This window comes from Ruegeria sp. AM7, from assembly GCF_056535965.1.
On the sequence record NZ_JBQFJE010000003.1, the window covers coordinates 2887661 to 2912997 of the forward strand.

The 25337-nt window shown below is 58.6% G+C and carries 33 protein-coding genes; 11 read left to right on the forward strand and 22 right to left on the reverse strand.

Going from position 1 to position 25337, the window contains the following annotated elements; all coding sequences use genetic code 11:
- Positions 1 to 39: 39 nt before the first annotated feature.
- Positions 40 to 480, reverse strand: coding sequence for a DUF4399 domain-containing protein (locus ACR3EG_RS18410; protein ID WP_480497099.1), 441 nt, complete (start codon positions 478 to 480; stop codon positions 40 to 42).
- Between the two features lie 227 nt (positions 481 to 707).
- Between ACR3EG_RS18410 and ACR3EG_RS18415 the strand changes: the two genes are divergently transcribed.
- Positions 708 to 1613, forward strand: coding sequence for a LysR family transcriptional regulator (locus tag ACR3EG_RS18415; RefSeq protein WP_480497098.1), 906 nt, complete (start codon positions 708 to 710; stop codon positions 1611 to 1613).
- A 52-nt stretch (positions 1614 to 1665) separates the two neighbouring features.
- Here the strand turns inward: ACR3EG_RS18415 and ACR3EG_RS18420 are convergent, their stop codons facing one another.
- The 4 genes from ACR3EG_RS18420 to ACR3EG_RS18435 are packed head-to-tail and all read right to left on the reverse strand — an operon-like array spanning position 1666 to position 4579.
- Entirely contained in the window at positions 1666 to 2568 is a 903-nt protein-coding gene (locus ACR3EG_RS18420) for an OmpA family protein (protein ID WP_480497097.1), read from the reverse strand.
- Positions 2565 to 3137, reverse strand: a complete 573-nt coding sequence (locus ACR3EG_RS18425; protein ID WP_480497096.1) for a peroxidase-related enzyme — start codon at positions 3135 to 3137, stop codon at positions 2565 to 2567. The genes ACR3EG_RS18420 and ACR3EG_RS18425 overlap by 4 nt, the downstream gene beginning before the upstream one ends.
- A 15-nt stretch (positions 3138 to 3152) precedes the next feature.
- Positions 3153 to 3860 (reverse strand): GNAT family N-acetyltransferase, encoded by a 708-nt coding sequence (locus tag ACR3EG_RS18430; protein WP_480497095.1) that lies wholly within the window; start codon positions 3858 to 3860, stop codon positions 3153 to 3155.
- A complete protein-coding gene (locus ACR3EG_RS18435) occupies positions 3857 to 4579 on the reverse strand; it encodes a competence/damage-inducible protein A (protein WP_480497094.1) in 723 nt (240 codons plus the stop codon). Before ACR3EG_RS18435 ends, ACR3EG_RS18430 begins: the two co-directional genes overlap by 4 nt.
- 51 nt (positions 4580 to 4630) lie before the next feature.
- Between ACR3EG_RS18435 and sfsA the strand changes: the two genes are divergently transcribed.
- Positions 4631 to 5332, forward strand: a complete 702-nt coding sequence (gene sfsA, locus ACR3EG_RS18440) for a DNA/RNA nuclease SfsA (RefSeq protein ID WP_480497093.1) — start codon at positions 4631 to 4633, stop codon at positions 5330 to 5332.
- Position 5333: 1 nt separating this feature from the next.
- On the opposite strand, the gene ACR3EG_RS18445 is transcribed toward sfsA, so the two are convergent.
- Positions 5334 to 5636 (reverse strand): hypothetical protein, encoded by a 303-nt coding sequence (locus ACR3EG_RS18445; RefSeq protein ID WP_480497092.1) that lies wholly within the window; start codon positions 5634 to 5636, stop codon positions 5334 to 5336.
- 304 nt (positions 5637 to 5940) lie between these two features.
- On the opposite strand from ACR3EG_RS18445, the gene map reads away from it, so the two are divergent.
- On the forward strand, positions 5941 to 6753 hold the full coding sequence (gene map / locus ACR3EG_RS18450) for a type I methionyl aminopeptidase (RefSeq protein ID WP_480497091.1): 813 nt from the start codon (positions 5941 to 5943) through the stop codon (positions 6751 to 6753).
- On the opposite strand, the gene ACR3EG_RS18455 is transcribed toward map, so the two are convergent.
- From ACR3EG_RS18455 to ACR3EG_RS18470, 4 genes are read right to left on the reverse strand one after another with little or no spacing between them, the layout of a single operon-like run.
- Entirely contained in the window at positions 6741 to 6920 is a 180-nt protein-coding gene (locus ACR3EG_RS18455) for a hypothetical protein (RefSeq protein WP_170755222.1), read from the reverse strand. The genes map and ACR3EG_RS18455 overlap by 13 nt on opposite strands.
- A gap of 22 nt (positions 6921 to 6942) precedes the next feature.
- Positions 6943 to 7578 (reverse strand): HAD family hydrolase, encoded by a 636-nt coding sequence (locus tag ACR3EG_RS18460; protein ID WP_480497090.1) that lies wholly within the window; start codon positions 7576 to 7578, stop codon positions 6943 to 6945.
- Positions 7571 to 8128 carry a 16S rRNA (guanine(966)-N(2))-methyltransferase RsmD gene (rsmD, locus tag ACR3EG_RS18465; protein ID WP_480497089.1) on the reverse strand — a complete coding sequence of 186 codons (558 nt, stop codon included), beginning with the start codon at positions 8126 to 8128 and terminating at the stop codon, positions 7571 to 7573. The genes ACR3EG_RS18460 and rsmD overlap by 8 nt, the downstream gene beginning before the upstream one ends.
- Positions 8125 to 9336, reverse strand: a complete 1212-nt coding sequence (locus ACR3EG_RS18470; protein ID WP_480497088.1) for an NAD(P)/FAD-dependent oxidoreductase — start codon at positions 9334 to 9336, stop codon at positions 8125 to 8127. The genes rsmD and ACR3EG_RS18470 overlap by 4 nt, the downstream gene beginning before the upstream one ends.
- 99 nt (positions 9337 to 9435) lie before the next feature.
- Here ACR3EG_RS18470 and ACR3EG_RS18475 point away from each other — a divergent pair, with 99 nt between their 5' ends.
- The 4 genes from ACR3EG_RS18475 (at position 9436) to ACR3EG_RS18490 (ending at position 10968) form a co-directional block, all read left to right on the forward strand.
- Positions 9436 to 9921 carry a peroxiredoxin gene (locus tag ACR3EG_RS18475; protein WP_209195728.1) on the forward strand — a complete coding sequence of 162 codons (486 nt, stop codon included), beginning with the start codon at positions 9436 to 9438 and terminating at the stop codon, positions 9919 to 9921.
- A 102-nt stretch (positions 9922 to 10023) separates the two neighbouring features.
- Positions 10024 to 10269, forward strand: coding sequence for a glycine zipper 2TM domain-containing protein (locus ACR3EG_RS18480; protein ID WP_480497087.1), 246 nt, complete (start codon positions 10024 to 10026; stop codon positions 10267 to 10269).
- Between the two features lie 11 nt (positions 10270 to 10280).
- Entirely contained in the window at positions 10281 to 10628 is a 348-nt protein-coding gene (locus tag ACR3EG_RS18485) for an EF-hand domain-containing protein (protein WP_480497086.1), read from the forward strand.
- 28 nt (positions 10629 to 10656) lie between these two features.
- Positions 10657 to 10968 (forward strand): hypothetical protein, encoded by a 312-nt coding sequence (locus ACR3EG_RS18490; protein WP_170355941.1) that lies wholly within the window; start codon positions 10657 to 10659, stop codon positions 10966 to 10968.
- Here the strand turns inward: ACR3EG_RS18490 and ACR3EG_RS18495 are convergent.
- Genes ACR3EG_RS18495 through ACR3EG_RS18510 form a run of 4 tightly spaced genes read right to left on the reverse strand, consistent with a single transcriptional unit; the run spans position 10965 to position 13707 of the window.
- Positions 10965 to 11258: a 4a-hydroxytetrahydrobiopterin dehydratase gene (locus ACR3EG_RS18495; RefSeq protein WP_170355939.1), complete on the reverse strand. Its 294-nt coding sequence runs from the start codon at positions 11256 to 11258 to the stop codon at positions 10965 to 10967. The genes ACR3EG_RS18490 and ACR3EG_RS18495 overlap by 4 nt on opposite strands.
- Positions 11255 to 12442, reverse strand: coding sequence for a GNAT family N-acetyltransferase (locus tag ACR3EG_RS18500; RefSeq protein ID WP_480497085.1), 1188 nt, complete (start codon positions 12440 to 12442; stop codon positions 11255 to 11257). Before ACR3EG_RS18500 ends, ACR3EG_RS18495 begins: the two co-directional genes overlap by 4 nt.
- 45 nt (positions 12443 to 12487) lie before the next feature.
- Positions 12488 to 13255, reverse strand: a complete 768-nt coding sequence (locus ACR3EG_RS18505; protein WP_480497084.1) for a glycerophosphodiester phosphodiesterase family protein — start codon at positions 13253 to 13255, stop codon at positions 12488 to 12490.
- The gene (locus ACR3EG_RS18510; RefSeq protein WP_170355934.1) at positions 13252 to 13707 is read right to left on the reverse strand and encodes a RidA family protein; all 456 of its coding nucleotides are present in this window, start codon (positions 13705 to 13707) and stop codon (positions 13252 to 13254) included. Before ACR3EG_RS18510 ends, ACR3EG_RS18505 begins: the two co-directional genes overlap by 4 nt.
- 342 nt (positions 13708 to 14049) lie before the next feature.
- Between ACR3EG_RS18510 and ACR3EG_RS18515 the strand changes: the two genes are divergently transcribed.
- Together ACR3EG_RS18515 and ACR3EG_RS18520 are read left to right on the forward strand one after the other, a co-directional pair.
- Positions 14050 to 14820: an MlaA family lipoprotein gene (locus ACR3EG_RS18515; RefSeq protein ID WP_480501820.1), complete on the forward strand. Its 771-nt coding sequence runs from the start codon at positions 14050 to 14052 to the stop codon at positions 14818 to 14820.
- Positions 14810 to 15418: an MlaC/ttg2D family ABC transporter substrate-binding protein gene (locus ACR3EG_RS18520; RefSeq protein WP_480497083.1), complete on the forward strand. Its 609-nt coding sequence runs from the start codon at positions 14810 to 14812 to the stop codon at positions 15416 to 15418. Before ACR3EG_RS18515 ends, ACR3EG_RS18520 begins: the two co-directional genes overlap by 11 nt.
- 70 nt (positions 15419 to 15488) lie before the next feature.
- On the opposite strand, the gene ACR3EG_RS18525 is transcribed toward ACR3EG_RS18520, so the two are convergent.
- The 4 genes from ACR3EG_RS18525 to ACR3EG_RS18540 are packed head-to-tail and all read right to left on the reverse strand — an operon-like array spanning position 15489 to position 19662.
- Positions 15489 to 16583, reverse strand: coding sequence for an ABC transporter ATP-binding protein (locus ACR3EG_RS18525; protein WP_209195735.1), 1095 nt, complete (start codon positions 16581 to 16583; stop codon positions 15489 to 15491).
- 5 nt (positions 16584 to 16588) lie between these two features.
- Positions 16589 to 17494 (reverse strand): carbohydrate ABC transporter permease, encoded by a 906-nt coding sequence (locus ACR3EG_RS18530; RefSeq protein WP_170755212.1) that lies wholly within the window; start codon positions 17492 to 17494, stop codon positions 16589 to 16591.
- Complete coding sequence (locus tag ACR3EG_RS18535; RefSeq protein WP_170387762.1) at positions 17487 to 18359, reverse strand: carbohydrate ABC transporter permease; 873 nt, start codon at positions 18357 to 18359, stop codon at positions 17487 to 17489. Before ACR3EG_RS18535 ends, ACR3EG_RS18530 begins: the two co-directional genes overlap by 8 nt.
- Positions 18360 to 18417: 58 nt before the next feature.
- Positions 18418 to 19662 (reverse strand): ABC transporter substrate-binding protein, encoded by a 1245-nt coding sequence (locus ACR3EG_RS18540; RefSeq protein ID WP_170355923.1) that lies wholly within the window; start codon positions 19660 to 19662, stop codon positions 18418 to 18420.
- A gap of 219 nt (positions 19663 to 19881) precedes the next feature.
- On the opposite strand from ACR3EG_RS18540, the gene ACR3EG_RS18545 reads away from it, so the two are divergent.
- Positions 19882 to 20616 carry a response regulator transcription factor gene (locus ACR3EG_RS18545; RefSeq protein ID WP_170755211.1) on the forward strand — a complete coding sequence of 245 codons (735 nt, stop codon included), beginning with the start codon at positions 19882 to 19884 and terminating at the stop codon, positions 20614 to 20616.
- A complete protein-coding gene (locus tag ACR3EG_RS18550; RefSeq protein ID WP_480497082.1) occupies positions 20613 to 22055 on the forward strand; it encodes a sensor histidine kinase in 1443 nt (480 codons plus the stop codon). Before ACR3EG_RS18545 ends, ACR3EG_RS18550 begins: the two co-directional genes overlap by 4 nt.
- A gap of 4 nt (positions 22056 to 22059) precedes the next feature.
- Here ACR3EG_RS18550 and fliP read toward each other — a convergent pair whose 3' ends face one another.
- The 4 genes from fliP to fliF are packed head-to-tail and all read right to left on the reverse strand — an operon-like array spanning position 22060 to position 25256.
- A complete protein-coding gene (gene fliP, locus ACR3EG_RS18555; protein WP_480497081.1) occupies positions 22060 to 22791 on the reverse strand; it encodes a flagellar type III secretion system pore protein FliP in 732 nt (243 codons plus the stop codon).
- Positions 22791 to 23078, reverse strand: a complete 288-nt coding sequence (locus ACR3EG_RS18560; protein ID WP_480497080.1) for a FliM/FliN family flagellar motor switch protein — start codon at positions 23076 to 23078, stop codon at positions 22791 to 22793. The genes fliP and ACR3EG_RS18560 overlap by 1 nt, the downstream gene beginning before the upstream one ends.
- Complete coding sequence (locus tag ACR3EG_RS18565; RefSeq protein ID WP_480497079.1) at positions 23071 to 23667, reverse strand: FliH/SctL family protein; 597 nt, start codon at positions 23665 to 23667, stop codon at positions 23071 to 23073. The genes ACR3EG_RS18560 and ACR3EG_RS18565 overlap by 8 nt, the downstream gene beginning before the upstream one ends.
- Positions 23667 to 25256 carry a flagellar basal-body MS-ring/collar protein FliF gene (gene fliF / locus ACR3EG_RS18570; RefSeq protein ID WP_480497078.1) on the reverse strand — a complete coding sequence of 530 codons (1590 nt, stop codon included), beginning with the start codon at positions 25254 to 25256 and terminating at the stop codon, positions 23667 to 23669. Before fliF ends, ACR3EG_RS18565 begins: the two co-directional genes overlap by 1 nt.
- Between the last annotated feature and the right edge of the window lie 81 nt (positions 25257 to 25337).

Below are 25337 nucleotides of genomic sequence, written 5' to 3' on the forward strand. Positions count from 1 at the left end.
AACGGCAAGCCGGGCCTCGTTGCGGGGCCCGACTTGCTTTTATTCGACGGTGATTGTGATCACCTCGGAGACGACGGCCGGATTATGGGGTACATGTCCCGCATCGCCCAGCACCAGCTGCAGCGTGTGTTCACCAGGGGCCATCTCAAGCGTCACCTCGGTTTGGCCGCCGCCAAAATGGATGTGGTTGTCATCTGCGGGCAGACCATAGGCCAGCTCATCCGCGCCATCCTCGCCCTGCCCCAGAGGCGGACGGTCAATCAGAAGGTGATGATGGCCGGTATTTTCGGCCTCTGTCCCGGCAGGCGCCACACCCATGCCGTTCAGGCCAAAGACGATTGTTACTGGGGATTGCACGGAATCACCGTCGGACAGATTAACGAAATAAACCTCGGCATCTGGGTTCGATGGGGTCTCTCCTGCAGCCAGAACGAAGCTGGCAGAAAACATCAGAGCAGCGATGGAAAAAAAGGCTTTCATAATCTCCTCCTTGGTCACAAATTTGCCATTCTCATCTTAGCATATTTGCCTTGATCCCCATAAAACCCAGCGTTTATTGGGTTTGTGGCGAATTAAGAAACTACCGTTTCCACGTTTCCCATACTTGAACGATCCGTTTTAAATCCCTTTTATTATCCCGAATATGCCCTGTTTCCGCCCAGATTGCAGACCAAATTGGCCGAAACGGAAAGACCTGGGGAACGAGAATGGACAGACTGACCGAAATGGAAGCCTTTGCCAACGTGGTGGACCAGGGTGGCTTCACTGATGCGGCGAAAAAAATGGGCATCTCCAAATCGGCCGTGTCAAAGCACGTCTCGAGCTTGGAGGCGCGCTTGGGCGCACGCCTTTTAAACCGCACAACGCGCCGTGTTTCACCGACCGAGATTGGCCTTGCGTATTACGACCGTGCCCGTCGGGTGCTCAATGACGCAGGCGAAGCCGATGCGTTGGTTACGTCAATGCAGTCTGCTCCGTCCGGCCTGCTCAGGATCAGTGTGGCGACCGATTTCGGCGTCAATCACCTGTCACCGGTTCTGTCCGAGTTTTTGTCAGCCTATCCCGATATCACCGTCAACATGGTCCTCAACAACCGCTACGTTGAACTGATCTCGGAAGGTTTCGACGTCGCAGTGCGTATCGGAGAGCTGGAAGACAGCACCTTGCGCGCTCGCAAGCTAACAGAAACCGTGAAACGCTTGGTTGCTGCGCCAAGCTATATGGAAAAATACGGCTTGCCGCAGAAGATTGATGACCTGAACGAACATAAGCTGCTGCACTATTCCAGCCAGTCTTCGGGCAATGTCTGGAAGCTGACCGCGCCCTCGGGCGAAAAGCGTCAGGTTCGGACCGCCGGCTGGTTGAGCGTGAATGACGGGCAGTCCCTGCTGAACGCGGCGATCTCGGGCCTTGGGATCGCGCATTTGCCCAGCTATCTTTACGCCAGTGCTTTGAAATCCGGCAAGGTTCTGGACGCGATGCCATCTTTGCCAGACGAGGTTCAGGGTGTCTTTGCGGTCTATCCGCCTGGTCGCTTTACGCAACCCAAAGTACGTGCATTCATTGATTTCCTGGTCGAGTCCTTCAAGGACAGAGGACCAATGGATTGGTAATTTCTCCCCGGTGAAGACTGAACGGCCCGTACGAAAGTGCGGGCCTTTTTTTTCAGTTCACCAGCAGGACTGCCTCGACTCTTCGATTCTGATCACGGCCTTCGGGCGTCGCGTTCGTTGTCATCGGTGCAAGATACCCAATCCCGCGGGCCTCAAGACGATTTCCCGCAACGCCATGACCTTCAATCAATCGAACCCGGACAGCCTGCGCGCGCCCCGTGCTGACCGAGATATTCGCTTCGAGCGTGCCGGTATCGTCGGTGTTCCCGACAAGCGCCAGCCGAACATCAGGATTTTCGGACATGTAGGCCGCAATCAACGCCAGCGACGGAAACGGGCCTTCGCCCAGCGTGATCTCTCCGGTTCTGAAATGCAGGTCGTCCAAAATAACATGACCGTTCTGCTCCAACTCGGACAGCAGACCACCGGCCTGATTTACCGTTTCTTCGACAACCAGCGCAGGCGGTTCGAGTGCATCCACGGGCGTCACGCGGATCATCTGCACATAGCCATCGGGGGGGGTACGGCTGACCAGCAGACTCAGGGCCTCTTCGCCGCGTGTGGCGGACAGAAAGCGGTAGTCCTGAATGGCCACATACATGTCGGGCGTGGGTACGACCTCGGTGCCAAAACGGAAATCGAAGCCACCGCAGGTAATCGCCTCGCATTCGAATGCTATGTCAAAACCCTGATCCAAGACTTGCTGACGCAGTGGCGCAAGTATCTGCAGCGTCGTACTGGACCCGGACTGCAATCGCCACGTCAACCGCTCAACCCGGCCTTCAATCACGCGATCTGGGACTTTGCCCGATTCAAAGCGACCGATGGGCATGTCATAACTGTCCAGTGCACTGGTGCGATCGCTCACTAGACGCGACCCTGACGGCAAAGCAACTTCCTGCGCCGCAGCCGACCCCGCCAGCAACACGGATATCAGGACCGCGCGGCGGATCATCGGGCCTGCGCGTGATACGCGTCATTCGGAGCCATCGCTGTTGCGCTGGCGACCCGGTTTGACATGTTGAAAAAGCCTGTGACATTGGCGATGTCCCAGATATCGCGATCGCTGAACCCCACGTCGCGCAAAACCTGACGGTCGGGCTCCTCAATCTCGGCGCTGGCGGTTGTCATTTTGCTTGCAAAGTCCAGCATCGCCCGTTGCCGCGCGTCCAGAGGCACGACCCGGTAGTTCATCACCAGCATCTCGTCCAGTTGGGGGTTGCCCGACATCTGCCGCACCGCAGCCCCATGCGCCACAAGGCAGTAAAAGCACTTGTTGATGGCCGAAACGACCACTGCAATCATCTCTCGTTCAAGCTTGGACAACCCGCTATCGGCCAGCATCAGATCGTTATACATGGCGGTAAAGGTGTTCAGCTTGTCGACATCAAAGGCATAGGCCCGTAACACGTTAGGCACAAATCCCAGCTTTTCGACGCAGATATCGAAATACCTCTGCGTTTCGGGTGGCAGAGGATCAGCCATCGGTAAATTCAGCGCAGTCGGCAGAGGATGGTCGGTCACGTCAGGCTTTTCTCCTTAGATACACTGACGGTAATGGTATTCTCCGACGATCTCCATTCCAAGTGTCTGATAGAGACCATTGGCCCCAGCATTTGCCTTAGTGCAGATTACGCTCAGGGTTTGCGCACCTTGTTCCTGCGCCCAGAACGCAGCTGCACGCATCGCCCATTTTCCCAGCCCGTGGCGACGATGATCGGGCAGGATCTCCAACGCATGGACCATGGCAATAGCGTCATGCATAGCGACAAAACCCGTACCTGCGGGTTGATCCGAACGCCGCATTAGCAGACCCGTTTTCGGCCCCGTGGCACGAGCCATCACGGCCAATCGCGCAGGTCCGATCCCGCCTTTGGCCCAGATCTCATTCATGATGGCCAGCGGATCCCAGATGGCAAAGGCTGTCACACGTGGAATCGGGATATCCGTCAAGTGACCAACCGGGCAGGAATAGATATTGACGGGGTCCAGAACCTCATAGCCTCGGTTCTCGAGTTGCCGATCAAGCACCTCATCGCCGGGCCACAAACAAAAGATGCGCTTCTGACCCATCGTCAGCATCGCCGTCTCGGCCGAGTCGATCTGTGCCTCGGTCGCCGGTCCAAGAGCACTGGCCGCCGACACACGAGAACCGCCGCCCTGCCCTTCGCGCAGTTGAAACGGCCCAAGCCGTTCGTACCGTGCGGCAGGCCATGTGCCATCAACGATACTGGCCCAGTGCGTCAAAGCTGAAGCTCTTTCGCCAACCGGGTGATTGCGGCATCGACTTGCGGTCCATCGGTGCCTCGGACCACAATATTGGCACCGAAGACACCGTTGACCTGAAATGGATAACTGCCAATCGCCAAATCTGGAAAATCAGCAGCCAAGACGGCCAGAGGCCCCGCGATGTCGCCTTCGCCGCGATTGACGCGCAGCGTCTGAGACAGCAGCGGGCTTCCACCGGTCAGGCCCGGCAAAACGCTGGCCACCATGGCCTGAAACACCGAAGGCACCCCGGCCATGACATGTACGTTCCCGATCGTGAACCCGGGTGCTGTCGATACCGGGTTGTCGATCAGGGTCGCGCCATCCGGGATGCGTGCCATGCGCAAGCGAGCCGCGTTCAGCTCTAACCCGGAATTGTTATAATGTGCTTCAAGCAGAGCCCGGGCGTCAGCGCGCACATCAATGGCCGCACCAAAGGCACGCGCGATGCAATCGGCAGTGATATCGTCATGTGTCGGGCCGATTCCACCGCTGGTAAAAACATGGTCATGTGCGTCCGCCAACGCTTTGATGGCCGCTTCGATCGCCGGAGCGTCGTCGCTGACTATGCGCACCTCTTTCAGGTCGATGCCTTGTTTGGTCAGCTCACCGGCGAGATAGTGCATATTGGCATCGCGTGTGCGGCCCGACAGGATTTCATCCCCGATCACCAGCATTGCAGCGGTTGGATTGGCCATGGCGCATACCCTCTCTTGATCGACCCTATGGGCAGGTATAGGCCGTGGGACATGCGATTTGAAACCCCTCTTGTCCCCGCCCGCCTGATCCGCCGCTACAAACGCTTTCTGGCCGATTGCCAGCTGGAAGACGGGCGCGAGGTAACAGCCCATTGTGCCAATCCGGGCTCGATGATGGGTCTGGCGGAACCTGGCCAGAAAATCTGGCTGGAACCCAATGACGACCCGAAGAAAAAGCTGAAATACGGCTGGCGGCTGGTCGACCATGAAAACGGACATTTCACCGGGGTGGATACATCCGTTCCCAACAAAGCCTTGCGCGCCGCACTGCAGGCTCGTGACATCCCGGCTTTGGCTGCTTATGAAACCGTCCGGCCCGAGGTCAAATATGGACAAAACAGCCGCATTGATTTTCTACTGACCCAACCCGGCCTGCCCGACGCCTATGTCGAGGTCAAAAGCGTTACCCTGTCGCGCCAACCCGGTCTGGCCGAGTTTCCCGATAGCGTCACGGCGCGCGGCACCAAGCATTTGGGCGAGTTGGCTGAGATGGCAACACAAGGACATCGGGCAATCATGCTGTATCTGGTGCAGCGCACCGATTGCGGCAGGTTTGCTCTGGCTGCAGACATCGATCCCGCCTATGTGGCAGCTTTTGAAGCCGCTAAAGGAGTGGAGCGGCTGATCTGCGGCACGACGATTTCGCCCCAAGGTGTTTGGGTCGACGCAGGCAAAGACTGGCAAATCACATAACTTAACCAGAGAACCGGAATTCGCCCAGATATGCACCGGTTTGCGGATTGAACCCACGATAACTGCCATCTTCTGCCAGTCCCACGACCGCGCACAGCTTGCGGCCCTGTCGGAAAGTGGCCCAACGGCTGCAAATTTCACTCCCTTCCAACCACCAATCGCCAGTGTCCTGCCCCAGCTGCGGCACACGGATTTGAAATCCGCCGTCGCTATGTATCCGGGCGGATCCAGTGATATGAAACCGCTGAAACGCGATTTTGCGGTCCGATGTCAACAAAGCGGACAGGTCATCCGCGGTCAGCATCTGCACCTCCTCTCGGCACCCGGCAAGGACGCAAAGGGCAAGGATCAGGTTTCTTCTCAAACGTCGTGTCCTTTGTTGCGCAGCGTGACCCTATCGTCATTCTGCGGGTGCGCAGATCACAAGATCGCGCGAAATTACCCGCCAACTGACAACCCAATTGCATCTAAACTGCAGGCATGCTTGAATTTCTGCAGTATCAAACCATTTTTACTGATCTGCAAACCCGCGACCCATCGCCCTCTGGAACTTTCTGCACAAGCAGCGTAAACAAAGTGCTGCGCGAAACATTTGGAGCCTAGCGTCGATGAAAGAGCATCGTGGCCGCCTGACCAAGGACGGTATCCGCATCTATGAACAGGGTGACTTTGCCGGCATGCATGCGGCAGGGGCCTTGGCTGCACGGATTCTGGACGATATCGCCCCGCATGTGTTCCCGGGCCAGACCACCGGCGCGATTGACGGGTTGATCACCCAGATGGTCGAGGACGCTGGCGCGACCTCGGCAACCATTGGGTACAAGGGCTATCAGCACGCCAGCTGCATCAGCGTAAACCATGTTGTCTGCCACGGCATTCCCGGCGACAAAAAGCTGAAGGATGGCGACATCCTGAATATCGACGTCACGGTCATCGTGGATGGCTGGTTTGGCGACACCTCACGCATGTATGTGGCCGGTAAGCTGCCCCGCAAAGCCGAGCGTTTGATTCAAGTGACCCATGACGCCCTGTTCAAGGGCATCGAGATGGTCAAGCCCGGCAACACCTTCGGTGATATCGGCCACGCCATTCAGGCCTATGTCGAGGCCCACCGCATGAGCGTCGTGCGCGATTTCTGCGGTCACGGTCTGGGGCGTGTATTCCACGCACCGCCCAACGTGTTGCATTACGGCCGTCCCGGCACCGGTGCCGTCCTGGAAGAGGGCATGTTCTTTACCATCGAACCCATGGTCAATCTGGGCCGCCCCGAGACCAAGACGCTGGCCGATGACTGGACCGCCGTGACTCGCGATAAGTCGTTGTCAGCGCAGTTTGAACACTCGGTGGGTGTGACGGCCAATGGGGTCGAGATTTTCACCATGTCACCGGGCGATATGTTCCACCCGACCTATTCGTCCTGATCAAGCGCCTGATCGCGGAGCAGTTTCAGCAACAAAGTTTCATCCCGCCACGGGATGACGGCGTCATGGATGAACACAGGGGCGCGCAAGGGCTTGCGCTCGGGGCTGGTTGAGGTGTCGGCATCCTGCGAAGGTGCCCAGAACGGAGGGGTGAGTGCGCGATCCATACCGCAGCTTACCACATCCCGGTCAGAGTCCCAAAATCACCGGAACTTGAGCCATGTCCGTAAACAACTCGGCCCCCAGATCGACCAGTTTTTGCCCTCCGCCCTGTGGCGCATAAGCCAGACAGCGCATATCGGCGCGCATCGCGGCGGTGACGCCGCTAAGGCTGTCCTCAATCACGACGGGAGCTTTCGCCCCAAACTGTTCAGCCGCCGTCAGAAACAGGGTTGGGTCGGGCTTCGCCACCTTTAGAACATGGGCCGAGAAGGCCACATCCCGAAACCTGTCCCACAGTCCGTTTTGGCCCAGCGTGATCTGCATCTTGTCCGGACTGCCGTTTGAGGCGACGCAGAACGGGATATCTTGCGCGTCCAGCGTGGCCAGCAGATCGGCAACACCCGGCATCAGGTCCACTCCGCCGCGCAGACGCGCGTAGGTCTCTGCATAGACTTCATCGACCCAATCCTCGGGCAGGTCCGCGCCCAGCGCGCGAGCCTTGTCACGCACCCCGGTCATCGTCCCGCCAAGAAAGAACCCCACACTGTCTTCAAGCGTCAGGTCCAGCCCATAACGTGAAAGGTTTTCGACAAGCACCTGATTGGACAGCGGCTCACTGTCCACCAGCACGCCGTCGCAGTCAAAGATCACCAGATCATGCATCTGTACCGCCCTTCCACATCAGCGTGATATGCGTATCGCCGTATTTGCGGCTGTCTTGCAGGGTGAACCCTTCGGGCGGCTGCATGGGGGCGTTTTCCTCCCACACGATCAGGGCGTCATCGTCGATCCAGCCGGGTAGCGCAGCAATAGCCTTTTGGCCCATCGACTTGCCGTAAGGCGGATCAAGAAAGATCAGGTCATAAGGCGTGCCGGGATTGTCGCCCAGCCGGGTCGCGTCGCGGCGGATCAACTGGGTTCGGTCAGCACTGCGGGTCAGGTCGATATTCTTGCGGATCAGCCCCTGTGCCACGCGCCCGTCATCCACGAAGGTCACGTGAGCCGCACCGCGCGACAGTGCCTCAAGCCCCAGCGCGCCGGTGCCTGCAAACAGGTCCAGCACGCGCAGCCCGTCAAAATCAATCTGGTGACTTAGGACGTTGAACAGACTTTCGCGCACCCGGTCCGTCGTAGGCCGCAAATGCGCCCCCGCATCCCCCTTGCCGACCGAGGCCAAAGCCCGGCCCCGGAACTCGCCCGCGATAATCCTCACGCTTTGAGCAGCGGTTTCAGGTCCGCATTCGGGTCGGCCACCACGGCGGGATCGACGGTTTTGCCGGCGTCGATCAGGCGTTTGCCGACCATGTAGGCGCGCGGATCGTTCATCGCGTCCACCGCAATCAGTTGATCGCCTTTGTAATACCAGAAGGAGACGGTTGCGCCCTCTCCCTGCCGGGTCACGACGCGATCATAGCCGGTGTTCAAACCGGCGATTTGCAGTTTGACATCATACTGATCCGACCAGAACCAGGGCGTCGCGGTGTAATCCTTGGCCGCGCCCAGCATGTTCTGGGCCACAATCTCGGCCTGATCAATGGCGTTGGGTACGCTTTCCAGACGGATACGCCCTTCGCCATGCGGGAAAGACGCGCAATCGCCCGCCGCCCATATCGACGGATCCGAGGTGCGGCCATGGGCGTCGGTCTTGATGCCGTTCTCCAGCTCCAGCCCCGCCATTTCAGCCAGCTGAGTCGCGGGCGCGATGCCCACACCAACCACGACGAAATCAACGGCAATCTCGGTGCCATCGGTCAAAACTGCGCCTGTCACTTTGCCATCTTCGCCCAGCAGACGGTCCAGCCCGACGCCTTCACGGATATCGGCCCCGTATCCGGAATGCAGCGCGCGGAAATAATCGCTGGTCTCAGGTGCGGCGACCCGTTGCAGGATGCGGTCGGCCATCTCGACCAAGGTCACCTTGACCCCGCGCTTGGCGCAAACCGCAGCCGCCTCGAGCCCGATATAACCTCCGCCTACGATTAGCGCGCGGGCGCCGTCGGTCACGCGCGGCTCCATCTCGTCGATATGGGCAAGATCGCGCACCACATGTACGCCTGCCAGATCGCCACCAATCGCGGCAGGCAGGCGGCGCGGGTCGGACCCAGTGGTCAGGGCCAGTTCGTCATAGGAAATGACCTCATCACCCAGCGACACGGTCTTGGTTTGCGGATCAATCGCAGTCACACGCTGGCCCAGACGCAGGGTAATGTTGTTCTCGGTATAAAAGCTTTCGGGGCGCAGGAAAAGGCGCTCCAACTCCATCTCGCCCAGCAGATAAGCCTTGGACAAGGGCGGGCGCTGATAAGGCAGATGCGGCTCGGCCCCGATCAGGGTGATATCGCCCTCAAACCCGTCTTTGCGCAGCCGCGCCACCAGCGATGCACCCGCCTGCCCGGCACCGATCACGACAATATGGCTCATCTTCCCCTCACCCTGTCGAATTCCCGTGGTCTCCTCCACGCGACCACCTATATTGCGGCTGAGCCCGACTCTGCAAATCCAAACGACAGGAGCACAAAAATGATTTCAACAGGTGATACGCTGCCCGACGCCACGCTGACCCAGATGGGTGCCGAAGGCCCTGAAGAGGTTCGGATTTCCGACAAGACAAACGGGCGCAAAGTGGTGATCTTTGCCGTCCCCGGCGCGTTCACGCCGACCTGCCATTCGGCCCATGTGCCCAGCTTCATGCGCACCAAGGATCAGTTCGACGCCAAGGGCGTGGACGAAATCATCTGCGTCTCGGTCAACGACCCCTTCGTGATGAAAGCCTGGGGCGAGGCCACCGGCGCGTCCGATGCGGGCCTGACCATGCTGGCGGATGCCGCGTCCGAGTTCACAAAAGCGATCGGCATGGATTTCGACGCCCCGCCCGCCGGCCTGATCGCGCGGTCGAAACGCTATGCAATGCTGGTCGAAGACGGCAAGGTCACCGCGCTGAATCTGGAAGAAAGCCCCGGCGCGTGTGAAATTTCCGCTGGTGAAGGTCTGCTGGACGTCATCTGACCCTGTCTGGCCCCGGCAAGGTCGGGGCCTTTTCGCCTAATTTCACTTGATAGACCGCTCTGAACCGCAAATACTTGACCCAGTTGTTCAGGGAATCCATTCATGAAAGTCATAACTATCACCCTATGTCTGGGCTCGGCAGCCGCTTTGGCTGCGTGCAGCCCGGCCCCTACCCCACAGCAACAAGCCGCGCGACAGCATGAGATCGCATGCCTCAGTGGCACAGTCGGAGGCGCACTTTTGGGCGGCGTCATCGGCAACCAATTTGGTGGCGGATCTGGTAAAACGATCCTGACAGCAGCCGGCGCTGCTGTTGGTGGGATCGAAGGTCAGAAATTCGCATGCTGATGGGAGAAGTGATGAAACTGAAAACAGTGACGCTGTGTGCAGTCCTTTCGGCCAGCTCAGTTGCGGCTGAAACCGTTGCAGAACTGCACGAAAACGAGTTGAAAGCCATAGACACGAACAATGATGGGTTCTTGTCCAAAGATGAGTTCAATGCGTTCTCCGACTATGCGTTTCAGGCGATGGATGAGGACAAGAGTGGCACGCTGGGTCTGGAGGAAGCCAAACCCTTTCTGGACATAAAGCAATTCCAAAGCGTTGACCGCAATCGGGATAACGTTATCTCTCGATCAGAATATGATGCGCAGATGACTGAGGATTTCTCATCTGCCGACAAAAACAGGAACGGTCAGTTGGACTAGGACCGCCCCAACTCGACAGGAGCGCGCTATGAACAAATGGATTTCGCTGGGTGTTCTGGCTTTGCTTGCAGCGTGTGACGTGCCGCAAGCGCCGATTGTAACCGGACCGGATGGTCAGCAGCGGATACAAATAAACACCAGCGGGCTGACCTGTTATGACACGCGGTGTCTAGACATTAACCCGGCGGCGCGGTCGGTGCGATCGAATGGCCTTCGAGAAACTCGCATCCCGAAAAATATCGACGTGAGCAGTGGCACTGTAACGCCTGATGAATTCCGGCAAATGGGTGTGGCCGCCTCGCTGGCGGGTGGCGTCGGCTCGGCAAGCGACCGGGGTTAAACCAGACTGTCCATCTTTCGGGCCAGCTTTGCGTCCAGCGCCGACAATCCACCCACATCATGGGTGGACAAGGTCACCTCGACCGTACGGTAGACATTGAACCATTCGGGGTGATGGTTCCATTTCTCGGCAAAGATGGCCACTTGGGTCATCCAGCCAAAGGCGTGAACAAAATCCTGGAAGATGAAAGTCTTCGTGATTGCGTCCCGGCCTTCCACCATGGTCCAGCCATTTTGAAACAGAGGGTCCAGAAGGGGGCCGCGCGTTTCCGTTGACAAAAGTTCGGTCATTGCTGTTCCTCCGGGTTCGCTTTTCTGAACGGGCCGTAATCCGTCAGAATCTCGATCTCTTCTCCCACTGCGTGGGCCTCGGCGTCCAGATACTTTTTGATTGCATCGGAAAAACCAGGATCGTTCACCCAATGCAGGCTGTGCGTGCGCGTTGGCAGATAACCCCGCGCCAGCTTGTGTTCCCCCTGCGCGCCCGCCTCGACCCGTGACAAGCCTTGCGCAATGGCAATATCGATTGCCCGATAGTAACACAGTTCGAAATGCAGGCAGGCGTGATGTTCGATGCAACCCCAATAGCGGCCATAAAGCGTCTCGCGCCCTATGAAGTTCAGCGCACCTGCAATCGGATATCCATTCCGTTCAGCCAGCACCAACGCCATGTCACCGGCCATGGTTTCATGGGCAATGTCAAAGAACTGACGGGTCAGATAGGGCGCACCCCATTTGCGCGCGCCTGTGTCCTGATAGAACCGCCAGAACGCATCCCAGTGCTCGGGCCGTAGGTCATCGCCCGTGTAGGTGCGAATCTGACCGCCAAATCCACAGGCCTGCGCGCGTTCCTTACGGATATTCTTACGTTTGCGCGACGAAAGGGCCCCCAGAAACCCGTCGAAATCCGCGTAGTCATGATTGAGCCAGTGAAACTGTTGCGAATGACGCACCATCAGGCCCATTTCTTCACCCGCTTCGGCCTCGGCCTCGGTGCAAAAGGTAGCATGGATAGATGAGACCTGATTATCAGCGGCCAGTTGCACTGCGCCCTGCACCAAAGCCGAAAGACCAACGCCCTCATACCCCGGCCGCACCAGAAACCGTCGCCCCGTGGCGGGTGTGAAGGGCACCGCAATTTGAAGCTTGGGGTAATAGCGCCCGCCCGCATTCTCATAAGCGTGCGCCCAGTTGTGGTCAAAAATGTACTCACCCTGTGAATGCGACTTGGCATACATCGGGGCCGCGCCGATCAGCATTCCATCCAGATACGCGGTCAGATATTGCGGTTGCCAGCCTGAGCCGCGCCCGACCGAGCCGCTGTTCTCCAGCGCCAACAAAAACCGATGCGTGGTAAACGGATCTAATGGGCGACCGCCATCCTCAGCCTCGGGGCAGGCGCAACTGTCCCACTCTGCAGCAGGGATTTGCGAAAGCGACCCCAGTACCCGAACCTCGATTTGCGCCTGATCCATGTGCCCTCCGCGTCTTGTCTTTATCTGTGACGGATGGGGTGGGGTTCAACCCGGGTGGGCGGCCAAATACCCCTCGAAGGTCACATTATCGGCAACCTTGCGGGCCTCTGCCTCTTGTTCGGGCGAGCGGATGGTCCAACACAGGATCGGCACACCCTGCGCCTTCAACTCGGCCACACGGGGACGCGCCAGGTCTGCAGCCTCATGACTTATGAAACTGGCGCTGACCCGTTCGAAATCGGGAATGCCACGCAAATGGTCGCAGACTGCTTGTGGCAAATGTTCGACCTTGGGCTGATACGAACAAGTTGTGATGCCGCGCGGCAGATGGGGGGCAATTCGTGCCAGTTCGGCGACGGAATTAGGGTTGAATGACATCAGCGCCACGGCCCCGTCATAGCCCTGCAAAGCACGCACGGTATCTTGCTCCAGAGGGCCAACATCAGTGCCCATCGCGCCATCCTGATCTTTCAATTCGATCAGCAGAGGCACTTGCCCGGCCACGATCTCAAGCACCTCGTCCAGCGTCGGGATCCCGTCTGCGGCATGCAAAAGCTGAGTCGCTTGCGCCTCGGCCGCCGAGATTTGCTGGATCGGGCCAGACCTGCCCGTCAAACGGGTCATGTCATAGTCGTGAAACACCATCGCCCGGTTGTCGCTGGTGCGTTGCAGGTCAATCTCGATACCATATCCGGCCTCGACAGCCGCGCGAATGGCCGCCCGGCTGTTTTCCGGGCGGTTGTCCGAGAGGTCGTGCAATGCCCGATGCGCGATCGGAGCCTGCAGGAACACGTCAGGCAAGGCGGGTGTCATGCGACCTCGAAAATACCTTCGATCTCAACAGCGACGCCCAGAGGCAACGCCGCAGCGCTGACAGCCGAGCGCGAATGGCGACCAGCCTCACCCAGCGCTTCGACCAGAAAGTCCGACGCGCCGTTGATGACCTGTGGCTGTGCTGTGAAATCAGGGGTCGAGTTCACGAACCCTGTCAGTTTGATCACCCGCACCAGCTTGTCGATATCACCGCCACAGGCCGCTTTGACTTGCGCCAGCAGGTTGATCGCACACACTTTGGCGGCGGCTGCACCAGCTTCGACCTCCATGTCATCGCCCAGCTTGCCGATGATCATCGAACCATCGTTCGAAATCTGCCCCGAAACATAGACGATGTTACCAACGCGCACGAAAGGCACATAGTTGGCCGCCGGTGCCGGCGCGTCGGGCAGTGTAACGCCCATGCTGTCCAGTTTTGCTGCAATGCTCATGTGATGGTCCTCACCTAAATTCGAGTCGGTCGGACGCTAACCGGGAAAGACCGGTTCGAAAAGCACCAAACCGCCGAATTAAGCGTCAGTGGTGCTGTAAGCATAACTTCTCTTATTCTTTAGTGTTGAACTCGTGTCACTTTACCTTGACCTCTTAACCGGGTTACACGCTGGCTGTTTCAATAGATTTGTGAAACACCTATGTGACATTGAATTGCGCCGTTAGAAACGGCCAAAGGCAGTATTGATTGAACGTTCAGGCGCATTCGTTCCTGACGTGTTGGAGTGGCAAAGACCGTGCTAAGCAAAATCCGCTTGAAGCCCCTTATCCTCCTGTCCCTTGTGGCAACTCTCGGCGCCTGCGCTACACGCCCACCGGAAGGCACCCCTCCGGGTGAGGTGTTTGACCCTTACGAAAGAAACAATCGGGGTATTCACAACTTCAATCTGGGCGTTGACCGGTTTCTGTTCCGCCCCGCCTCGAAAGGCTATGTGAAGATCTTCCCCGATCCGGTTGTGACCAGTTTCAGCAATTTCGCGGAAAACCTGACCATGCCGGGGCAGGCGCTGGACTATCTGTTGCAGGGTAATCTGAAACAGTCGGGCAATGCCCTGCTGCGCTTTGCAATCAATACGACCGTTGGCGGAGCAGGCTTGTCCAAACCGGCGGACGAGTTGAACCTGCCGCCGGTTGACACCGACTTTGGCGAGACATTGCATGTATGGGGTGTCGGAGAAGGCGCTTATGTGGAACTGCCGCTATACGGTCCATCGACCCAGCGTGACGCGATTGGTGTTGTGGTCAATCTTTTCTCGAACCCGATCAACTTTTCGCCTGTACGCCCGATCGACAATATCGGCGTCTATGCCGAGGTTGTGCGGCGCGCCGGGGATCGGGGCCGGTTCTCGGATACGGTCGACTCGATCCTGTATGAAAGCGCCGACAGTTATGCGCAGTCACAGACCATCTACCTGCAAAATCGCCGGTTTGAACTGGCGCGAGACGATGAAGACGCCTATCTGGGCCTATATGACGACCCCTACGCAGACATCGGAACCGACCCTGTCAGGGACCCCTACCTAGACCCCTACGAGGACCCCTATGCTGAATAACCATCTAAATCGACGCGGATTTGTCGCCACTGGCCTGGCCGGTGCTTTGATGGCCGCCCTGCCCGCTTACGCCCAAACCGAAGCCAGCGCCAAGGCGCTGGTGGTCAGTGTGGTGGACGATATCAACCGTGTAATCGCCTCGGGCAAGTCCGAAAACGCGATGCTCCGCGATTTCGAGAAGATTTTTGCGCAATATGCTGATGTGCCGATTATGGCGCGTTACGTGTTGGGGGCAGATGGCCGATCTGCCAGCCCGGCGCAGCTGCGACAATTCACCGACGCCTTTCAGGGCTATATCTCGAACAAATATGGCCGCCGCTTCCGTGAATTCATCGGCGGTCAGGTCACCGTGCGCAACGCACGCAAGATCAAAGCTGGGTATGAGGTGCGCACCTCGGTTAAACTTCAGGGCTCGTCCCCGTTCGAGGTGACGTTCCTGGTGTCGGACAAATCGGGCCGTGACCGGTTTTTCAACATGTTCATCGAAGGGGTGAACATGCTGCTGACCGAGCGCACCGAAGTTGGCGCACTGCTGGACGCGCGCGGAGGCGATCTGAACCGTCTGATCAAGGACATGAAGCAGAACAAGCTGAGCTGATCGGGTTCACATGACAAAAGCGCCGCGCGACCCCATCGCGCGGCGCTTTTTTGTTGGGGCTTGAACGCCCTTAATTCAAGCGCTCGCCGGTTTCCTTGGCGAAATACGACACTTTGCTCATGTCGAAGGCGAGGTTCAGAGGTTTCCCCGCCTGCGCGCTGGTTTCCGCGTGCAGACGCGCCGTGACCTGCTTGCCGCCCAGCTCCGAGACCACATAGGTGTCGGCCCCTGCAGGTTCGACCATATCGACCAGACATTCGGCCTCTTGCACGCCGTCGCCTGCGCGGAACCCGGCCTCAGCAATGTCCTCGGGACGCAGACCCAGGATCACATCCTGCGGAAGGGCCAGATCACGCGATTCTGTCAACAGCAGGTCGCCTCCCTCACGCGCGATGGCGATCTGGGTGCCCGAGCCATTCTTGCGCGCCTGTGCCGGGATCAGGTTCATCGCGGGTGAGCCCATGAAATCCGCCACAAACAGATTGGCCGGGTTGTTGTAGATCTCGGCCGGGGTGCCGATCTGCTGCACCACCCCACCTTTCAACACGACGATCTTGGTCGCCAGCGTCATCGCCTCAATCTGGTCATGGGTGACATAGACGATCGAGGCATCCAGCGTCTGGTGCAGTTTCTTGATCTCGGTCCGCATCTCGACCCGCAGCTTGGCGTCGAGGTTGGATAGCGGTTCGTCGAACAAGAACAGCTTGGGATCGCGTACCAGCGCCCGACCCATGGCCACCCGCTGACGCTGTCCACCTGACAACTGGCTTGGGCGGCGGTTCAGCAGTGGTTCGATCTGCAACAGCGAAGCCACCTCTTTCAGCTTGGCATCCTGCGTCGCCTGATCTACCCCGCGCACTTTCATGCCAAAGGTGATGTTCTTGGCCACGGTCATGGTCGGATACAAAGCGTAGGACTGGAACACCATCGCGATGTCGCGGTCCTTGGGGCTGACATGGGTCATGTCATTGCCACCAATGGACAGGGTGCCGCCAGTGATCTCTTCCAACCCCGCAATGCAGTTCAGCAGGGTGGACTTGCCGCAGCCCGAGGGGCCGACCAGCACCAGGAAATCGCCCGGCTCGATCGAAATGTTGATGTCCTTCAGAATCTCGGTCGCACCGTAATTCTTGTAGAGTTTGTTGATATCAAGGATGGGTGCCATGGGTCTTATCCCTTCACAGAACCGGCGGTCAGGCCGCGGATGAAATACTTACCGGCAACGACATAGACGAGCAGCGTCGGCAGCCCCGCGATGATCGCGGCGGCCATGTCGACGTTGTATTCTTTGACGCCGGTGGTGGAGTTTACGATGTTGTTGAGCGCCACGGTCACGGGTTGCGTGCCCGCCTGGCTGAACGACACGCCGAACAGGAAATCATTCCAGATCTGCGTGAACTGCCAGATCACGGTCACAACGATGATGGGCAGCGACAGCGGCAGAAAGATCGACCAGAAAATCCGTAGGAACCCTGCCCCGTCAACGCGCGCGGCCTTGGTCAGCTCGGACGGGATGGTGACATAGTAGTTGCGGAAAAACAGCGTGGTGAAGCCCAGCCCGTAGATGACGTGGACAAAGATCAGGCCCGGAATAGTTCCGGCGATCCCCATCATGCCCAGCAGGCGCGCCATCGGCAGCAGCACAACCTGAAACGGGATGAAGCAGCCGAACAGCATCAATGAGAAGATGATGTTCGCTCCTTTGAACCGCCACTGTGCAACGACATAGCCGTTCAGCGCACCTAGCAGGGTCGAGATCGCCACCGCAGGCACCGCGATCAGAACCGAGTTCCAGAAATATGGCCGCAGGCCTTCGCACTGAATACCGGTACAGGCACCGGACCATGCGGTTTTCCAGGCATCAAAGCTGACCTCGCGCGGTAAGGATATCAGGGACCCGGTGCGGATTTCCTCAAGGCTTTTCAGCGATGTCGTCAACATCACGAACAACGGCATCAGGTAATACAGCGCAAAGAGGCCCAGCAGGACGTACAGCAACCAACGCAGGGCAATCTTGCCGACGGCACTTTGGCTACGGGTTTGGGTTTGGGATTGGGGCATCGACAGATCAGTCATTTTTAGCCCTCAGCTCTGAGTAAAGATAGGGAACGACGATGGCAAAGACGACCAGCATCATGATCATCGCGGACGAGGCCGCCTGACCAATATCGCCGCGCGAAAACGCCATGGCGTACATGTAGGTCGCTGGCAGATCGGTTGCGTAACCGGGACCGCCGCCTGTCAGGGCGATGACAAGGTCAAAGCTCTTGATCGCGAGGTGGGCCAGCACGATGAAGGCCGACAGGAAGATCGGAGCCATCGACGGGATGATGATCGCCGTGTAGATGCGCCATGTTGGGATACCATCGACTTGGGCTGCCTTGATGATCTCACCATCCACTGAACGCAAGCCAGCAAGGAACAGCGCCATCACGAAGCCCGAGCTCTGCCAGATCGCGGCCATCACGATGGTGTAGATGGCGTAGTCCGGGTTCACCAGCCAGTCGAACTCGAAATTCGTGAAACCCCAACCCTGCACCATGGATTCGATCCCCAGACCGGGGTTCAAGATCCACTTCCACGCGGTGCCGGTCACGATCATCGACAGCGCCATCGGGTACAGATAGATCGTTCGGATGGCCCCTTCGACGCGGATTTTCTGATCCAGCAAAATGGCCAGCAAAAGGCCCAGCACCATCGCGATCACGATGAACAGCGCGCCAAAGATATACAGGTTGTTGATTGCCGTGTCCCAGCGGGGCGAGTCAAATAGGCGTTCATACTGGATGAATCCCTTGATCTCGTATTTCGGCAACAGTTTCGATCGGGTCAGTGACACCCAGGCCGTCCATCCGATAAAGCCGTAGACAAAGATCAATACGGCAATGAACGACGGTGCCAGCACCACCTTGGGCAGGTGGTTTTCCAGCCATTCGGACATGATTTCCTCCGGGGAAAGATGCTCTGCCCCGTCAGTATAGGGGGCAGAGCGATTTGGATCAGTAGCTGTTGGCCACTGCCGCCGCCAATTGCTGAACCGCGTCAGCCGACGACATATCCGAGTTGAAATGCGCGGTCACAACATCGGTGATCGCACCAGACTGCGACCCGCGCAGCGCCATGCCGTGGGCATAAGACGGCAGCAGCGAGCCTGCGTCCGAGGTCGACCCCATATCTTCGGCCGACAAGTTGGCGCAGATGTCAAAGTCATCCAGTGCCACGTCGGTCCGTGCCGGGATCGAGCCTTTGTTCAGGTTGAACACTTTCTGGAAGTTCGGTGCGACGATCAGCTTGGCCAGCAGGTCCTGACCGGCTTTCTTGTCATCTCCGTCCACATCGAACATTGCAAAGCTGTCGACATTGTACAGATAGCCGTCACCGGGGGTCGAGGCGCACAGGAAATCCTCGCCGGGTTTTTTGCCCGCCGCCAGGAACTCGCCCTTGGCCCAATCACCCATGATCTGGAACGCCGCCTCACCGTTCATGACCATCGCGGTGGCCAGGTTCCAGTCGCGGCCCGAGAAGTTCTCGTCCACGTAGCCGCGCATTGTGCGCATCTGGTCGAACACCTGCACCATCGTGTCCGAGGTCAGCGCCTCAGGGTCCAGATCAACCAGCGCTTTCTGGAAGAACTCGGGACCGCCAATGCCCAGTACCACGGTTTCAAAAACGGTCGCGTCCTGCCATGCCTGACCACCATGGGCCAGCGGGATCACACCTGCGGCTTGCAGCTTATCCGCGGCAGCGTTGAATTCGTCCCACGTGGTCGGCATCTCGATGCCATTTGCGGCCAGAACGTCGGCGTTGGCCCAGATCCAGTCAACGCGGTGTACGTTCACAGGCGCGGCGCACCACGTGCCCTCGCATTTCATGTGACCTGCGATCGAGGCGGGCAGAACATCGGCCCAGCCTTCGGCCTCGGCCACGGATGAGATATCGGCCAGTACGCCTTCTTCATACCATTCCTGAATGGCGGGGCCTTTCAGCTGAACGGCCGTCGGCGCGTTGCCCGACAGAACGCGGGCGCGCAGCGCGGTCATCGCGGCATCACCGCCACCACCGGCCACGGGCATATCGGTCCAGCTGCCACCATTGGCCGCGAATTCCTCTTGCAGGACGGCAACCGACTTGGCCTCACCACCCGATGTCCACCAATGCAGAACTTCGGCCTGAGGGCCCGCCAGCACCGACGATCCGGCCACAACTGCCAGCGTCGATACGGTGGCAAATGCAAAACGTTTCATTTCTTGTCTCCTCCCTAGAGAACGAAGTGACTGCCGCAGCAGCGATGTCGGCCATACTGGGGCGCACGGGCCGTCTGGCAACTTGGAATCCGCGCCAAACCCGTGCGTCAGACCAATTTTTCACCGCTTCTGTTACAGCGTGTTACGTTGACATTGAATCTGTTTCCGTTCGTTACAATTGACGATATCGGAGGAACAGTGACTGGGAGGACAAACCGCGTGAGTATCCCGCGACTTTTGGTGGTGGATGACGACCCCGAGATGCGGGCGATGATGACCCAGTTCCTGCAGCAGAACGGGTTCATCGCCCTGCCCGCCAGTTCTGAAAATGAAATCCGCAGCCACCTGAACACCGGCCGCATCGACCTGATCCTGCTGGACGTGATGCTGGGCGATGAAAACGGCGTCGAGATCTGCGCCCGCCTGCGCGCCGAACAGGATGTGCCGATCATTCTGGTCTCGGCCCTCTCAGCCGACCATCAGCGCATGGCGGGGTATGAGGTCGGGGCCGATGACTATATCGCCAAGCCTTTCAACCCGCAGCTTCTGCTCGCTCGCGTGCGGGCGGTGATGCAACGGGCGCGGCGGTCATCGTCACTGGCCTACCGCCGCCGCATCCACAGCTTCCGCTTTGACGGCTGGCTCTATGATGGCAAACGCGATGAGGTGCATTCACCCGAGGGCTATTTGGTGGCGCTGTCACAACGTGAGACGGCGTTGCTCAAGGTTTTACTGGCCAATCCGCATATCCCCCTGACAAGGGATGAGATCGTCGCCGCGCTGGATGTCACCGGCGGCACCGACAAGCCCGAGGCGCAGGGCCGCGCCATCGACATGCTGGTGGGGCGGCTGCGGTCAAAGATCGAAGTCAACCCGAAGGACCCGCAGATGCTGCGCACCGAACGCGGCGTCGGCTATGTTTTTGCCGCCGACGTGTCGGTGCAAGAAGAATGACACTGCGCCTACGCAATCTAGGCTGGTTTTGGGTGATCTCAGCCTTCGCAACAGGGCTGGTATCGGCCAGCCTGTGGTTTGCTTCGGCCCGCGCCTGGAATCAGTTCCTGACGCAATCCTTCGTCGCAGGGTTCACCGTTTACGAAGACCTGCGCACCGGAATGGCCCCGGCCGCCCCGCTGTCCATTACGCCCTTGTCACCGGCGGATGCCGTCCTGGCCGATAAGGGAGAGTTCCAGCAATTTCCTGGGTCTTCGGGCCGTCGGTTCCTAACCAACCTTTCGATCCTGACAGACAGTTCCGCGCCGCTCAACGGGCGTGAATTGACGCTGGCAATCCTGTCCGATCGTCTGGTCTATCCGGTCTCGGACATCGTCTCGCGTAGCGATCAGACAGGGCCCGAGAAAATGGGTAACCTGACACGATTGCTGGCCACCTATTGCAGCGAGCCGATCCTGATCGCGCAGTTTGGACGTGGGCCATGGTACCGCGTGGACGGAACCGGTATCTGGGGGTGCGGCGCGGCCCCGACCGATCTACGCCTGCCTGCGATATTGCTGGGAATCGTAGCGCTGGCGGTGATCCTGACCTCGGTCGGTAATGTGTCTGATACGTTCACGCGATTTGCCCACGCCCTGCGCGACCGACGGCGGCGCGGGGGACCCGACAGTTACGACGCGGATGGCCCGACCGAGCTGCGGGACATCGTGTCTGCCGTGAACGCCCATCTCAATGCCGAGCGCGCTCAGTTGGAACAACGTGCCACTGTCCTTTCGGGCGTCAGCCATGATCTGGGAACCCCCGCAACCCGAGTCCGATTGCGCGCTGCGCTTATTGCGGATGATGAATTGCGTGAAAAGCTCGAAGCAGATGTGGATCAGATGACAGGCATGATCGAAAGTGTCCTGACATACACGCGCTCGGAACTGAGTGTCGAAGAGCCTCGTCAGATTTCACTGACATCCCTGGTCGAGTCGGTTGTCGACGACTATCAGGATATGGATCGCCCCGTGACCTTGCAGAACATTGATCCTGTTGCGGTTGAAGGTGCGCCATCCGTTTTCATGTCCCGGCGCGGGCACGGCACCTTGCAGGAAGCGCGGCGCATGCTGGTCACCGCCAGACCGATTTCGCTGAAACGCGCCTTGACAAACCTGATAGACAACGCGCTGAAATACGGCCGCCATGCCGAGGTCCAGCTTGAAACCGACGCGCATTCTGCCACGATCACGGTCGAGGACAAGGGCACCGATCTGTCGGTTCAGGATATCGAAGCTCTGATGGCCCCTTTCCAGCGTGGAACCAATACAGGGTCGTCAGACGGCTTCGGCCTGGGTCTGACCATTGCCGCGACGGTCGCGGAACAGCACGGCGGCGCGCTGCGGTTCGAGGCCGGAGATCAGGGGTTGCGCGCCCGATTGACGATTACACGGCACTGATCTGTCAGGCCATGTAACTTCGGACCAAGGCGCTTGCGATCAAAGACCATCCGTCCGCAATTACAAAAAACGCCAGCTTGAACGGAAGTGAGACCGTGGCCGGCGGTACCATCATCATACCCATCGACATCAACACCGCCGCAACGACAAGGTCGATGATCAGGAACGGCAGAAAGATGAGGAAGCCGATCTGAAAAGCGCGCGCGATCTCGGACAACATGAAAGATGGCATCAGGATCGACAACGGAGCATCCGGTGACACATCGACTGTATTGCCTTCTGGTCGAAGCGCAGCCATTGCGTGAAATGTATCGGGGTCCAGCCTTGCGGCCATGAAGGCGCGAAATGGCTGCAACGCCCGTTCCAAAGCGGGCTCAACCTCCATCGTTTCATTGACCATGGGGCGGATGCCAGTGGTCCAGGCTTCGGTAAAGACGGGCTCCATTATGAAATAGGTCAGAAACAAAGCCAGGCTGACGATCAGCATGTTGGGGGGCGATTGTTGCAACCCGATCCCTTGCCGCAGAATTGCCAGTACCGTGATCAGAAACGGGAAACAGGTGATCATGATCGCCAATCCGGGTGCCAGGCTGAGAACGGTGATCAACAGGATCAACTGGACTGTCCGGGCCGAGATCGAGCCCCCATCCTCCAGCGACAAAGATAGCTCCTGCGCCATGGCAAAGGACGGAGTCATCCCTATCAGCGCAACGATAAGCCACGGCAATACGCGCATCAGCCGATCCCGTTCTGCAGGTCAGCAATCTCGGTCAGGCGTACGGCCAGTTGGCCCGGCTGATCCCCTTCCGACTCTTCCAGAAGACCCCGTGCAACAAGCTGGTCGCCGACATAGAGGTCGACCGGGTCCTCGATACGTTTATCCAGCGTCAGCACCGCATTCTCACCCATGTTCAACAGGTCGCGGATCAAAGGTCGGGCGCGCCCCACGGATACGGTGACTTCGATCGGAACCGACTCGAACGGATTGGCTTTCTCTGGTTTTGGGGTTTGGGGATCACTCATTGCTCATTGCCTCTTTTGCCTCAAATACATACGCGTCGAACGCCCCGGCGACCGATGCCAGCAGCCCATCAGTATCAACTTCACGCTGGGCCACGCCGACCTGCAGCCTTGCCTGTCCGGCTTCGAGCGAGGGATCTTCGATCACCTTCACCGCCGTTGACAGGCTGGATGGGATCATCTTCTGAACCCCAACCGCGCGCCCCTTAGGAACAAACACTTGCATCGGTTGTCCGATCTGTTCCTGTGCCATCTCGCTGAGCTGTTCGACCAACCGCGCGGCGAACCCGCGATCTAGCGTGTCGGGCAGAACCGCATTCACAAGGCTGTTGAACATGGGCTCCAACGACAAAGTCATACGCGTCACGGCTTCATGGTAGGTGAAGGACATATCCTCCAACGACTTGGCCAGCTCGGCTGAGACTTGCTTACGGCCTTGCTCTTGCGCTTGCAGAGCGTCTTCCCAACCTGCGCTGTAGCCTTGTTCGAATGAGGCCAACCGCTGTTCTTCAAGCGCGTCTTCATCCAACAGGTGGAGCTGTCCTCCACCGGCTTGCAGAGTGAAATCTTCAAGAAGATGGGCTATCGACATCAAGCACGCTCCTCACCTTCTTCAAGCCAGCTGCGCAGGATTTCCACGGTCTCTTCCTGCTTGTCGCCGATCATCGTTCGCAACCGGTCCACAGGATCGGCGCCGGGCGCGCTGGCGAGGGTCGGGACATCACCTGCCGGAGCTTGTCCAGGCAGCGACTGGTATTGGCCAGCTTCATCGGTCGCGATCTCACCGGTCAGATATGCTTCGGGTTCTGTCGCGGCACCTGCCGGCAACAAGGCAGGCGCGGCGGCCGGTTTCATCAGAATGGGTCGAATGACAAACAGGGCAAGGATCAGCGAAACCGCTGCCAGAATGGCCATCTGGATCAACGACATCGCATCAAGATGGATACTCCCCCAAAGCGAGGACGAAGCCACGGTTCCCTGCGGTTCAACCACGGGCAAATTCATGGACTTCAGTGTAATGACATCACCACGCTCGGCATCGAAGCCAACAGCCGAAGCGACAAGCTCTTTCAGTGCGTCCATCTCGACTTCCGGCATGGGCACAAAGCTCTCGACGCCATTTGCGTCTGACGATGTCGTACCGTTTACCAGAACGGCAACCGTCAAACGTTTGATGGCTCCTGGCGCGTTGTGGACCTCCAGCTCGGTTTCCGAAACCTCATAATTCACCCGCTCGCGCGTTTGGGTTGCGTTCGAATTCGATTCATCGCCACCGGCCCCGTCCCCGTCCGGCAAGTTCGATGCAACGGTCACATCAGCAGATTGGTTACGGGCACTATCCGATCGTTCTTCGACATCGGTACTGATTGCGACACGCCCATTAGGGTCAAATCGACGCTCACGGATCGATTCGGTTTTGGTAACGGTGTCCACGCTGACTTCGACCACGGCGTTTCCGGTCCCGACGCGGGCTTCAACAAGGCGCAGAACACGCTCGCGCAGCTGTTGGGCTTTGTCGTCGACCGTATCGCCCGCCACAGGATTGTCTTGCGCACCAATGACCGCACCATTCGAGTCGATCACCGCGACGTTTTCCGGCGCCAAGCCACTGACAGCGGACGACACAAGAAAGCGGATTGCCTTTGCCTGATCCGAAGTAATGTCGGCCCCTGAGGATACCAGATAGACCGATGCCGTCGGAGCAACGCTGCGCTGGAACGGATTCGAGGATCCGTTCGCGATATGAACCCGTGCCTGGCTGATGTGCGGGCCACCGACAATGGTACGTGCCAGCTCCCCCTCTTTCGCGCGCCAATACGCAGCGTCGAACATCTGGGACGTCGTGCCAAAGCCGCTCAGCGAATCCAGCAGCTCATATCCCCTGTTTCCGTTCGCAGGCAGCCCTTCACTGGCTAGGGTCATACGCAGCTCGTCACGCTGCGAACCCGGTACATAGATCGAGCCGCCGCGAATCTCATACGGCACGCCACGCTGGTCCAGCGACCGTACGATATCGCCAGCTGCGCCACTTTCCAGCCCGGCATAAAGCAAGGTCATCGACGGCGCGCCTACCAGTCGCGACATCGTTAGTACCCCAAGAAACACCAGCACGACTGCACCGGCAACGATGATTTGTTTACGCCTGTCCAAACTTGCCCAGACAGTTCCGATCTGCTGCACGCTCACCTCCGACTCGCCGGCATTCTGCCCGGCACATCCCTTGTTTGAACGATTGCCCTTAACAATCGGTTAGTCCCTGAC